We start from the raw sequence: 10,561 nt of genomic DNA, 5'->3' as shown, positions 1-10,561 counted from the left end.
CAATAGTTTCATCACCCGGTCCCGCTAAGGCGCAATTCGCTCAGCTTATTGCCTGATCCTATGAACACCGCCAACGCCACCGCCCGCTCCCGACCGGCCAGCCCCCTGCCGCTGGCACTGCTCGTGCGCGCGCTGGCACCGGTGGAGGGCTACAACCTGACCGCGCTGCCAAGCGTGCGCGTGCTCCGCTCCGACCGCCCGCTTTCGCGAACCCCGGTGCTGTACGACCCGGGCATCGTGATCGTCTGCCAGGGCTGCAAGCGCGGCTACTTCGGTCAACGCACGTACGTGTACGACGCCAACCAGTACCTGGCCGTCTCCGTGCCGGTGCCGTTCACCATGGAAACGGATGCATCGGCGGAATCCCCGCTGCTGGCGCTGTACCTGCACCTGGATTTTCCGCTCGCCGCCGAGCTGATGCTGGAGATTGACCGCCACGGCATCAGCTCAGACGTGGCACAACCGCAGAGCATGATGTCCAGCCCATTGGATGACGTAATGCAGCTTACCTTGGAGCGTCTGCTCCGCGCGCTTGCCGATCCCGTGGAATCGATCCTGTTCGGCCGCCAGCTGCTCCGTGAGCTGTACTACCGCGTGCTCACCGGCCCGCAAGGGGCCGTGCTGCGCGCGGCACTCTCCCAGCAGGGAAGGTTCGGAAAGATTGCCAAAGCGCTTGAACGCATCCACTCGGACTACGACCAACCGCTGGATATCGCACGGCTGGCCCAGATCGCCGGCATGAGCACGCCCTCGTTCCACAGTCACTTCAAAGCCGTGACCTGTACCTCGCCCATGCAGTACCTGAAATCAACCCGACTGCACCAGGCACGCCTGCTCATGGTGCGCGAGGGCATGACCGCTGCTGCGGCCTGCCATGCGGTGGGTTTCGAAAGCACCTCGCAGTTCAGCCGCGAGTTCAAGCGGCTGTTCGGGCTGACACCTGCGAAGGAAGCACAGCGCATGCGCGAGAGCTTCGCCATTCCGCAGGCATGGCCCGGCGCAAGCTATGTTTCATCCCACTGAGCAGATGCGCTATCGCGCGCCGCCATCCACATACGGCCGCGACTGCAGCATCACGATCTCATCGCCCACCACGGCCCACTCGATATCCTGGTCCACCCCGCCCAATGCCTGCTTGGTGGCCTTGCCCACCTTGGCCAGGCGCGCGATCAGCGCATCGGTAAGCACCTGCCGTGAGCCGGTGATGGGCACTTCGCGCACGCCGCCACCGGCCTTGGCCACCAGCTGGGTATCCTCGGCCGACCGGCTCAGCACCTGCACCGCCTTGGACCAGTCCGAATACATCACCTGTTCGGCCTGGCGCTTGCCCTCCACCACGCGGATGCCCAGTCCGCGCTTGGCTGAAATGTAGGTGGTGTGCTGGTGGGCGCGATCAAACGGATCGCGGGTGATCATCACCCCGGAACTGTCTGAGGGTGCCGCCAGCTGCACCAGCACCGCCATGGCCACCGCATCCTGCTGCAGGCCGGCGGCGGTGCGCGCTTCGTAGGCCTCGAAGTTGTAGACCGAGGCCCACACCGTCTGTACGGCCTTGGCCACGGCATCGGCGCGGGTCACGTTGGGCACCGTGGTGTACAGCCCTGCCCCACTGAAGCCCGGCAGATCCTCCGAGTTGGACGAGCTGCGTACGAATACCCCGCCGGCCTTCAACTGGCCCTGCCACTGTGCATCCAGGGCACGAATGAAGGCAGGGTCCGGCGCGGCATTGGCGATCTCCGCACGGAGCGCGGCCAGCGCCTCCCGGCGGACGTTCGGGTCGGTGTTGAATCCGGGGCGGCGCTGCAGCGCCTGCAGGCGCTCGGGAATGTCCACCCGCTGCATGGTCGCCTGGTAATGCGCGAAGGGAATGCAGAAGCCATCGGGCACGCGCGCCAGCGGTGGCAGCGCCGCTTTCAGCGTGCCCAGGTTGGCCGCCTTCACCCCGCAGTGGCTGCTGTCGCGTGCACGCAGCGCGGCCAACGGCTTAAGCGCGACCACCGCCAGGTCCGGACGCGGCAGGTTGCGCACCGTGGCGCGTGCAGGCGCTGCAGACGGCGTACGCGCCGGGCGTGCCAGCGGCGTGACCCGGTAGTCGGTGTTGCTGACCTCCAGCGCCACCCAGCGGCCGTCGTACTGGCGCAGCGCGTTCTGGGCGTCACGCACGTACACGTTGGGAATGCCCCACCCCTTCGCCAGCAGGTTCACATGCGACAACAGCGTGGACGGCCGCTGCGTGACCAGCCCGGCTACCGGGGCCAGCGCGATCGGCACCTCGTCCAGCACCGGAATATCGCGCGGCGACAGCGTGCGCAGCTGCGCCTCGGTGCGCACGATCCGCAACCTGCCCTCAGCCTTGCCCGTGTTCAGCGGCAGGAAACGCTGCTCACGCAACAAGGCCTCCTGGCTGACAAACGGCAGCTTCATGCCGCTGGCCAGCTGCTCATGCTGGGTGGAGTTGGTCTTGAAGCGGATCGGATCACGGAACGATGCGCGCACCACCTCGTCGGTCTGCCGCAGCAGGGCGGCGGTGAGCTTGTCGCCCTCCCAGAACTCGTACGTGTACCCCGGCAGGTCCTTCTGCCAGCTCACGGTACCGAACAGGAAGCGCCGCTGCGGATCGCGGTACTGCGCATTGAGCGTGGCTTTGTCCAGCGAACGCACCAGCCCCTGGCGGCGCACGAAGTTCTCGTGCAGCTCAAAGCGCGGCGTGTTGATGTAGTACACGCGCGCCGCATTCTGCCGGTCGATTACGAAGATCAGGTGCGGCATCTCCAGCGCAGTGCCCGCGTTGTAGACACGGGCAAGCTGCATGAACTGCTCGCGGCCATCGATCCGCGACAGGTAGTCCGGCCCCACCGCTGGCTGCGCGGCAGCGTCACTGCCCGGGCGGTACTCGTAGGGGGAAGGTTTGCGTGCTGTCTGCGCCAGCACGGGCGCGACAGCACCCAGCACCAGCGCGAGCGTCACTACCCACGCCATCACACGCCTCTGCAACGTCATCAGCGCATTCCGCAGGTCGGCCCCATGCAGCTGCCGGTTTCGATGAAGCGCACCTGCGAATGACCCGGGTCACCCGTGGGTGCTGGCACGCCCGCAGCGACGAAGAACGTGGCCGAATGCGCGCCGTGCAGGCCGGCGGGAATGGCAAAGGCCTTGAGCACGGTGTAGCTGCGGTACGGCACTTCTGTGCCGCGCGAAACGCTGCCACCTTCAATGCGCGGAACATCCGGCGCGCCCTCGCTGCGCTGGCGCGCGGCATTCCAGGCACGCACGTCCGCGGGCGCGGTCGCGCGCAGGGTGCCAGCGCGCATCGCGGCATCGAGCCCGGCCTGGCCTGCGAGCGGCGCATCCTTCAACCGGAACGCCTCGACCGGCGCGGCAGCAGCATCGGTCACCAGCGCTGCACCCGGCGGCAGCTTACCGACCACTGCGTGGCCATCGCGCGCCATGTAGGCCACATCCACCGGGCGGCCGAAGGCTTCGCGCGCCATCGGATTGAGCTTGGCCGCGCCCTCTTCGCTCACGTAGGCATACCCACACGGGCCACGGTTGTCATAGGTACTCACCAGCACCGGCACGCCCGCCGGCAGGCCGGTCAGCTGCTGCCGGTGGTAACCGGTGACCAGCACGGCGGCGATACGGGTGCCACGGGTCCAGCCAACGGTCCACACGGTCGGCTCGTAGGCGCCCAGCAACAACGCCACCGGCGCATCGGGCTCATGCACTGCCACTTGGATGGTGGTCGCCGGGTGGCCGCTCTGGTCGATCTGGAAGTCGCTCTCCTTCCCGGAGTAAGCCCCGGCAGCCAACACCTTGGTGTTGGCCGGCAGCGCAAGGCCTTCGAACCGGCAGGCGGCGGGTGGAGTGTCGGCAGTAGCCGGGGCGTCGAAGGCGAAGGGCTTGGTGGCCTCGTTGCCCGGCTGGGCAACAGCGGCCACCGGGGCGGCTTCTGGCGGCGCCGCCGCCTCGACGTGAGCCTGGGGCGCAGCCGCTTCATCAGGCGCTTTCACGCCCGGCTCGGACAGATTCATGTCGGTGCACCCAGCCAGCAGCACCAGCCCCGCCACCGCGGTGCACACCCTGCCGCGTCCCACGCCCCTGAGCTTCATGCCGTGATCCTTCACCGTTGGAATCCGGATTCTACGGCCAGCCGGGGCGTGGTGCGCGGACGCCTGGTTCAGCCGCTCGGCTTGGTTGCGAACCTCTCTATCACCGACAGACAAGCACGCCTCGCAGTGGGCATTGCCCATGCCACGGCGGCCTGTACGTCAGGCTCGAGCTCGGCCAACGCCGCCTTCGACCAGCGCTGCCGATCATTGCCGATCGGCAGCCCTTCGATCTCGCTGGAGATCATCGAGAAGGTGACAAAGTCGGAATCCCGCTCGTCCACCTCCACTTCCCATCGCAACGACGAGAGCTGATGGCACCCTTCCAGCACGCCGACCGACCCATCCAGAATGCCGGCGCAGGTTCTCACCGCTTCCCCGCGCACCTGGAGCACGTAATCTTCGTGACTCATGTGATCAGTCATCGGTGCATTCCTAGTCTCAGCCCTATCCATTGCTCCGCCACCCGGCAGTCACCATCGCGTTGGCGCCAGCTCCTCCGCAATCATAGCCGCCACCCGTTCTGTGGGCCTCCCACCCCGGTCTTTCAGCCCTCCGCCTCAGCAACCACCCGCCGCACCACCGAATGGCACCCTCGTTCCGTCATGGCCCGTGCCCGAGCGGCTATCTCCCTGCCATTCGGCACCGCCTTGGCCAGCTCTTCTTCCGACCAGTACCTGCGCCCTTCCCAGGCACCCAGGCGGTCGAACTCTTCTGACATGTCAGCGAACACGGCGAAGTCCCTGTCCCATTCGTCAACGCCTGCCGCGCGCCGCAGTAAGGTGAGCCGGTGGCAGCCTTCCACCACATCCACCAACCTGACCAGCATGCCGGCGCAGATGCGCAGTGCCTCCCTTCGCGCCGGCGATACGTACCGTTTCTGACGCTCGTGCTCAGCCATGGGTGTTTCCTCCCGACACGCCACCAAAGACGATGTCTTTCCATTGGCACTGCCGCTGGAACAGCGCTTCGACATCCCGCTCGTCGCGCTGCATGTGCAGCGGCCGCGTCAGCCTCGCCACCGCCTCGGCAGCAACCGGCACAGCGTTGCCAGGCCGCCTTGCCACGGAATCGGCAGGCGCGCCCTGCACCGCCACGTACGCCTGCATCAGTTGCCGCAGCACCGTGGCTGCAGGCAGGAAATTGCGCGCCGCTGCAGCCTGGAAGTTGGCGCGCAAGGTGTCTTCCATCTTCGCCCGCATGAGTACGCGCCTGCTCATGACAACCTCCCTGCGTGGTCCAGCTCCGGCTGCACTTGGCGGGGAACCTTCGGAGCCACCGGCGGCGGCGTTTCGATCACCGTGAGGATGATGGAGCCTTCCTTCACCTCAACCGCCACCCTGGCACCGATCTCGAAGCCGACATCCCGCAACCATCGGCCAGTCAGCTTGAGACAAGGAACGCGTTCGTAGCGCCCCATCCCGCCAGGCAGTTCGTACCAATGCCCACACATCCTATAAGTGCTTGGCGGGCGGGAAAAGGCTTTGCGCTTGGGGCGCAGTTCGTCTTCGTAGGGCGTAGCAGCCCGCGATCTAAACATGTTGGACCTCCGGCACGTGTTGCTCTCGTCGGAGTGACAAGAGCGTCGGGAGGCTAGGAACCGTTAAGCAGAAGAAACGGCGGGCGTATTTCCCCGAGGGTGTTGTATTAGCCACCCTCCCGACAAAGGGACGTCCAACATTCTGCTTGTTTAGAGTTCCTAGGCTCTGCGCAACACCATGCAGGATGATGCGGATGCTGGGAAATCGTTTGTATCTCTTGATCTGGCGATCTTGGTTGACGAAACCTAATTGATGACGCAAGTGACCTTACTTACTCATCAATCAGCGAATTCATTTCACACTTCCGCATGAGAACTGCACATCACCTAACAAGAAGAACATCAAGCACTCTACAGAGAGTGTGTCGGAAACTACCGCTTCGGACGACTCGTCATATCAAGGCCGGCCGCGATCGTGGATGCCTTGCTCCTGGCTGGATCCCTGAGTATTCGGTATGCCGCAGTCTTGGCCGCCGAGAACGTCGGGTAGCAATACCGGGGCTGAGACAAGTACAAACCCGCAGCCACTCTCGCCTTCTTACTGTTCTCCGGATCGTGCAACACCTTGGAGACTGCCATTGCCACCTGACGAGAAGTTATTTCATCTTTCACTTTGCACCTCCTGAGCATGTTTGATCAGTCCAACAGGTGAAGGATCGCGCACCGCAACGAGCACGATCAATACAAGAAGAACTGAAAAAATGGCCGCTCCAACAACGCCGGCTGCCACATTGGCAACAAACTTCGGCCAGAATCTGTTGCTTGACCGGATCTCGGCAACAACGACCCCGTCACGTATCGATGCTCTATAGCTTTCGTCGATGGAGCGCGAAACGTCCTCGGAGTAGCCGTTCAACACGCCTTCCGCAGTGCTACGCGCCCGATTCAACGCCGAAACAGGCTGCTGCTCGTACCAATTGCAGACCTGCTCGCTGGTAGGAAGACATCCCGATCTGGTTTCAACGTGACGCATCCACTCGATCCGCTCCTGCTCAAGGACAGCGAAAGCCAACAGACCTAGCAGCCAGCCCTCGGGAGCGTTATCTACCAGGGCTTTATAGGCATCTTCCGAACCTGAGAGCGTATCCATGCAATTCCTGCTTCGAAGACCGATGCATCACACTGACTCACAACGGCGACGACGGGAAATCGTTTGTTCCTGCTGATACTTGGAAATCCATCAGTTCCATCTACAGACGTGACGCGAACTGCACGCCTTGGCGATCTACTGTTCGGTCAGCTCGCGCGAGGTCGAATGCGTGCGATCAACTGGGCCAGATCGCGGCTGGCTACTTCCAGGTCATAGTTCATCTGCAGGTTCAACCACACCTGAGGGGTCGTGCCGAAATAGCGCGCAAGGCGCAACGCAGTGTCGGCGGTAACCCCACGACGACCGGCGATGATGTCCGAGATGCGGGCTGGAGTGACATCAATTGCCGCAGCCAAAGCCCGCGCAGACATGCCCAAGGGAGAGAGAAATTCCTCGGCCAGGATTTCACCAGGATGGACCGGCGGAAGCACGTGTGCAGTGCTCTTCGCGTTCGTGTTTTTCATCTGTACTGATATCGTTTTGGCTACACGCCCGTATCGTATACCGATACACGATACACACCAAGGAAAACAACTGCGAACGCGGTCACGACCACAACAAAAAAGCCCCCGTTTCCGGAGGCTTTTTTGACTGAATCATGGTGGGCGGTGCAGGGTTCGAACCTGCGACCCTTGCCGTGTGAAGGCAATGCTCTACCGCTGAGCTAACCGCCCGATGCTGCTGAGCCGCTCATTATAGGGCGGCAAAATTTCGCGTCAACGGGTTTGCGTAAATTTCTTCACATCGTGTGCGTGGGCTTGTCCGAGTTCAGGGTGCCGGCCAGCGCGGTCTCGATCTTGTTGCGCACGTTCTCGCCTTCCTGCCCGTCGGCCAGCTGCACGCCAATGCCCGCCGCGCGGTTGCCCTGGGCGCCGGCCGGGGTCACCCAGACCACCTTGCCGGCCACCGGCAGGCGCTCGCTGGAGTCGGGCAGGGTCAGCAGCAGGAACACCTCATCGCCCAGGAAGTAGCGCTTGGGCGTGGGTACGAAGATGCCGCCGTTCTTCACGAACGGCATGTACGCGCTGTACAGCGACGCTTTGTCCTTGACGGCCAGCGACAGGATGCCCTGGCGGGCGTTGGTGGCGCTCATGCTCTATTCCCCTTTGCGTGCCGCTCGTTGACCTTGTTCCAGGCCAACAACAATTCCACCACCGCCAGGTCGGCGCGCACGGTGGTGCGCAACAGATCGCGGGTACGGTTGGCGGCGTCGAACCAGGCGCCCAGCTTGTGCAATCGCTCGGGATCGGTCAAGCCGCCCCCGGTGGCCTGGGCCAACGCCAGATCGGCGGCGTGGCGCAGGCGCAGCGCGGCGTGGTCATCGGCGGTCCAGCGCTGGGCCAGTTCCACCGCGCCGGCGCGCCCGGCCACCAGCGCCTCAAGGTCGCTGGCGACCTGCCGGCGCAGGGCCAGGCCGTCGTTGCGCAACCAGTCGTCGGCCAGGCCGGGGTGGCCCCGCGCGGCATCCAGCGCTTCGCGGGCGCTGGCTTCGCTGTGGCCCTGGGCCTGCAGCCAGGCCAGGCTTTCCTCGCGGGGCGGCAGTCTGAATTCCAGGCGCTGGCAGCGGCTGCGCACGGTGGCCGGCAGGCGCGCCGGGTCGCTGCTGATCAGCCACAGGTAGCGGCCGGGCTGCGGCTCTTCCAGGGTCTTTAGCAGGGCGTTGCAGGCGGCGCGGTTGATGGCGTCGGCCGGGTCCACCACCACCACCTGGGCGATGCCGTACTGCGGGGTGAGCGAGAGCTTCTGGGAGATCTCGCGCACCTGCTCGATCACGATCTCGGTGCGCAGCTTGTCGCCGGATTTGTTCGGAATGAACGACACCAGCTGCAGGTCCGGGTGGGTGCCGGCGGCGATCAGCTGGGCGGCGCGCTGGGCCGCGGCCGGCTCGCCCCGGGTCAGCACGTGGGTGGCCATGCGCAGCGCCACCTCGCGCTTGCCCAGCCCGGCCGGGCCGCAGATCAGCAGGCCATGGCCCAGCCGGCCAGCGTCGAGCGCGGCGATGGTGTGGTCATAGGCGCGCTGCTGCCAGGGGGAAAACTCAGCCATTACCGCCCTCCTTGGTGAGGTATGCGTTGATGGCATCCACGACCTGGGCGGCCACGCCGGCCTGGTCCTGGCTGGCGTCGATCAGGCGGAACCGCGTGGGGTCCTGGGTGGCGCGCTCGCGGAACACCGCGCGCACGCGCTGGAAGAAATCGTCCTGCTCGCTTTCGATGCGGTCCGGCCACAGGTCGCGGCCGTTGGCGCGGGCGCGGCCCACGGCCACGTCCACATCCAGCAGCAGGGTCAGGCCGGGCAGCAGGCCCACCGCGCGGCGTTCGAGCTCGGCGATCCACGCCGGCTCCAGGCCACGGCCACCGCCCTGGTAGGCGTAGCTGGAATCGGTGAAGCGGTCGCTGAGCACGTAGCAGCCCCGGCGCAGGGCCGGTTCGATCACCTGGCGCACGTGCTGGGCACGGGCGGCGAACACCAGCAGCAGCTCGGCTTCGGCGCTGAGCGGCTCGGCGGCGATTTCCGGATCCGGAGTCAGCACCAGTGCGCGGATGCGCTCGGCCAGCGGGGTGCCGCCGGGTTCGCGGGTGAGCACCACCTCACAGCCCTGCGCCTGCAGCGCAGCGCGGATGGCGTTGAGCGCGGTGGTCTTGCCCGCGCCCTCGCCGCCTTCCAGGCTGATGAACCGCGGGTGGCGGCGCAGTGCGGGGCTCATTGCGGTGCCGCCTGCGGCTGGGCGCGCTGCTGGCGCAGCTGCTGCAGGTAACGCGCCACGGCGGCGTTGTGGTCGGTGTAGTTGGCCGAGAACACGTGCGCGCCGCTGCCATCGCCGACAGCCACGAAGTACAGCGCATCGCCCGGGGCCGGGCGTGCGGCGGCCTGCAGGGCGTCGCGGCCCGGCATGGCGATCGGCGTGGGGGTCAGCCCGGCGCGGGTGTAGGTGTTGTACGGCGTATCGGTGGTGAGGTCGCGCTTGCGGATGTTGCCGTCGTAGCTGCTGCCGATGCCGTAGATCACAGTCGGGTCGGTCTGCAGGCGCATGCCCATCTTCAGGCGGCGCACGAACACGCCGGCAATCTGCGGGCGCTCGCTGGGCAGCGCGGTTTCTTTTTCGATGATGGACGCCAGAATCAGCAGCTCATACGGGGAATTCAGCGGCAGGTCGTCGGCGCGGCTTTCCCAGGCGGCGGCCAGTTCCTTTTCCATGGCGGCGTGGGCGCGCTTGAGCACGTCCAGGTCGGTATCGCCGCGCTGGTAGACGTAGGTCTCGGGCAGGAAGCGGCCTTCCGGGTGCTGGCCGGGGAAGCCGAGCGTCTTCATCAGCGCAGCATCGTCCAGTTCGTCGGTTTTGTGGATGAGCGGATCGGCGCGCTTGAGCGCGGCGCGCAGCTGGCGGATGTTCCAGCCTTCCACGATGGTGACGCGGTGCTGCAGGGTGCGGCCCTGGCGCATGCGGGTGAGCAGTTCGCGCGGGGTGAGCTTGGCGTCCAGTGCGTACTCGCCGACCTTGAGCTTGCCGGCCGCGTCCAACTGGCGCGCGAGCAGCTGCCACTGGGTGTCGTTGCCTTCATCCACGCCGGCATCGCGCAGCTTGCGCACGACGGTCTGCAGGCCATCGCCCGGGGCGATGACGACGCTTGGCTGGTCGGGGCTGATGGCGGTGTCGGCGAAGCCGCTCTGGCTGTGCCAGAACCATGCGCCGGCGGCGGCCAAGAGAAGCGCGCCCAGCAGCAATACCGTCAGGACCGTTAGACAACCTCGTTTTACGCCTGCCATGCATTCCTCGGTGGGTGGTGCAGCCACGCAGGGCGTGGCTCTACGGGTTTGTTCGCC

Annotated in this window: 13 protein-coding genes and 1 tRNA gene; 1 reads left to right on the top strand and 13 read right to left on the bottom strand. The window is 65.6% G+C overall.

Annotated features, from left to right (window positions below):
• Positions 1–60 precede the first annotated feature (60 nt).
• Entirely contained in the window at positions 61–1,023 is a 963-nt protein-coding gene (locus BAY15_RS05445; protein WP_068849664.1) for an AraC family transcriptional regulator, read from the top strand.
• A 9-nt stretch (positions 1,024–1,032) separates the two neighbouring features.
• Here BAY15_RS05445 and BAY15_RS05440 read toward each other — a convergent pair whose 3' ends face one another.
• The 13 genes from BAY15_RS05440 to mltG all read right to left on the bottom strand — a co-directional run bounded on the left by BAY15_RS05440 (position 1,033) and on the right by mltG (position 10,504).
• Complete coding sequence (locus BAY15_RS05440; protein ID WP_068849662.1) at positions 1,033–3,000, bottom strand: PEP/pyruvate-binding domain-containing protein; 1,968 nt, start codon at positions 2,998–3,000, stop codon at positions 1,033–1,035.
• Positions 3,000–4,109 (bottom strand): hypothetical protein, encoded by a 1,110-nt coding sequence (locus BAY15_RS05435; protein WP_157771696.1) that lies wholly within the window; start codon positions 4,107–4,109, stop codon positions 3,000–3,002. The genes BAY15_RS05440 and BAY15_RS05435 overlap by 1 nt, the downstream gene beginning before the upstream one ends.
• A 68-nt stretch (positions 4,110–4,177) precedes the next feature.
• On the bottom strand, positions 4,178–4,519 hold the full coding sequence (locus tag BAY15_RS05430) for a DUF2489 domain-containing protein (protein ID WP_157771695.1): 342 nt from the start codon (positions 4,517–4,519) through the stop codon (positions 4,178–4,180).
• Positions 4,520–4,653: 134 nt separating this feature from the next.
• A complete protein-coding gene (locus tag BAY15_RS05425) occupies positions 4,654–5,007 on the bottom strand; it encodes a hypothetical protein (protein ID WP_068849656.1) in 354 nt (117 codons plus the stop codon).
• Complete coding sequence (locus tag BAY15_RS05420) at positions 5,000–5,326, bottom strand: hypothetical protein (RefSeq protein ID WP_157771694.1); 327 nt, start codon at positions 5,324–5,326, stop codon at positions 5,000–5,002. The genes BAY15_RS05425 and BAY15_RS05420 overlap by 8 nt, the downstream gene beginning before the upstream one ends.
• Positions 5,323–5,526, bottom strand: a complete 204-nt coding sequence (locus BAY15_RS19695) for a SymE family type I addiction module toxin (protein WP_068849652.1) — start codon at positions 5,524–5,526, stop codon at positions 5,323–5,325. The genes BAY15_RS05420 and BAY15_RS19695 overlap by 4 nt, the downstream gene beginning before the upstream one ends.
• A gap of 721 nt (positions 5,527–6,247) precedes the next feature.
• Positions 6,248–6,736: a hypothetical protein gene (locus BAY15_RS19120; protein WP_157771693.1), complete on the bottom strand. Its 489-nt coding sequence runs from the start codon at positions 6,734–6,736 to the stop codon at positions 6,248–6,250.
• Positions 6,737–6,882: 146 nt separating this feature from the next.
• Positions 6,883–7,200 (bottom strand): HigA family addiction module antitoxin, encoded by a 318-nt coding sequence (locus BAY15_RS05410; protein WP_068849650.1) that lies wholly within the window; start codon positions 7,198–7,200, stop codon positions 6,883–6,885.
• 135 nt (positions 7,201–7,335) lie between these two features.
• Positions 7,336–7,410: transfer RNA gene (locus BAY15_RS05405), tRNA-Val, on the bottom strand.
• Between the two features lie 65 nt (positions 7,411–7,475).
• Positions 7,476–7,829, bottom strand: a complete 354-nt coding sequence (locus BAY15_RS05400; protein WP_068849648.1) for a PilZ domain-containing protein — start codon at positions 7,827–7,829, stop codon at positions 7,476–7,478.
• Positions 7,826–8,782 (bottom strand): DNA polymerase III subunit delta', encoded by a 957-nt coding sequence (locus BAY15_RS05395; protein WP_068849647.1) that lies wholly within the window; start codon positions 8,780–8,782, stop codon positions 7,826–7,828. The genes BAY15_RS05400 and BAY15_RS05395 overlap by 4 nt, the downstream gene beginning before the upstream one ends.
• Positions 8,775–9,443, bottom strand: coding sequence for a dTMP kinase (tmk, locus tag BAY15_RS05390; RefSeq protein WP_068849645.1), 669 nt, complete (start codon positions 9,441–9,443; stop codon positions 8,775–8,777). The genes BAY15_RS05395 and tmk overlap by 8 nt, the downstream gene beginning before the upstream one ends.
• Entirely contained in the window at positions 9,440–10,504 is a 1,065-nt protein-coding gene (gene mltG, locus BAY15_RS05385) for an endolytic transglycosylase MltG (RefSeq protein WP_068849643.1), read from the bottom strand. Before mltG ends, tmk begins: the two co-directional genes overlap by 4 nt.
• Positions 10,505–10,561 lie beyond the last annotated feature (57 nt).

Origin of the sequence: Stenotrophomonas rhizophila, from assembly GCF_001704155.1 — a bacterium.
GTDB classification, from domain to species: Bacteria; Pseudomonadota; Gammaproteobacteria; order Xanthomonadales; family Xanthomonadaceae; genus Stenotrophomonas; species Stenotrophomonas rhizophila_A.
Note: the sequence above shows the minus strand (reverse complement) of the source record. Positions and strands in the feature narration are given on the sequence as shown.

Bases quoted from the DNA above. Each gene is read 5' to 3' on its own strand.
- BAY15_RS05445 (WP_068849664.1), top strand. From the start codon at position 61: ATGAACACCGCCAACGCCACCGCCCGCTCCCGACCGGCCAGCCCCCTG.
- mltG (WP_068849643.1), bottom strand. From the start codon at position 10,504: ATGGCAGGCGTAAAACGAGGTTGTCTAACGGTCCTGACGGTATTGCTG.
- BAY15_RS05435 (WP_157771696.1), bottom strand. From the start codon at position 4,109: ATGAAGCTCAGGGGCGTGGGACGCGGCAGGGTGTGCACCGCGGTGGCG.
- BAY15_RS05410 (WP_068849650.1), bottom strand. From the start codon at position 7,200: ATGAAAAACACGAACGCGAAGAGCACTGCACACGTGCTTCCGCCGGTC.
- BAY15_RS05400 (WP_068849648.1), bottom strand. From the start codon at position 7,829: ATGAGCGCCACCAACGCCCGCCAGGGCATCCTGTCGCTGGCCGTCAAG.
- BAY15_RS19120 (WP_157771693.1), bottom strand. From the start codon at position 6,736: ATGGATACGCTCTCAGGTTCGGAAGATGCCTATAAAGCCCTGGTAGAT.
- BAY15_RS05425 (WP_068849656.1), bottom strand. From the start codon at position 5,007: ATGGCTGAGCACGAGCGTCAGAAACGGTACGTATCGCCGGCGCGAAGG.
- BAY15_RS05430 (WP_157771695.1), bottom strand. From the start codon at position 4,519: ATGAGTCACGAAGATTACGTGCTCCAGGTGCGCGGGGAAGCGGTGAGA.
- tmk (WP_068849645.1), bottom strand. From the start codon at position 9,443: ATGAGCCCCGCACTGCGCCGCCACCCGCGGTTCATCAGCCTGGAAGGC.
- BAY15_RS05395 (WP_068849647.1), bottom strand. From the start codon at position 8,782: ATGGCTGAGTTTTCCCCCTGGCAGCAGCGCGCCTATGACCACACCATC.
- BAY15_RS05440 (WP_068849662.1), bottom strand. From the start codon at position 3,000: ATGACGTTGCAGAGGCGTGTGATGGCGTGGGTAGTGACGCTCGCGCTG.
- BAY15_RS05420 (WP_157771694.1), bottom strand. From the start codon at position 5,326: ATGAGCAGGCGCGTACTCATGCGGGCGAAGATGGAAGACACCTTGCGC.
- BAY15_RS19695 (WP_068849652.1), bottom strand. From the start codon at position 5,526: ATGGGGCGCTACGAACGCGTTCCTTGTCTCAAGCTGACTGGCCGATGG.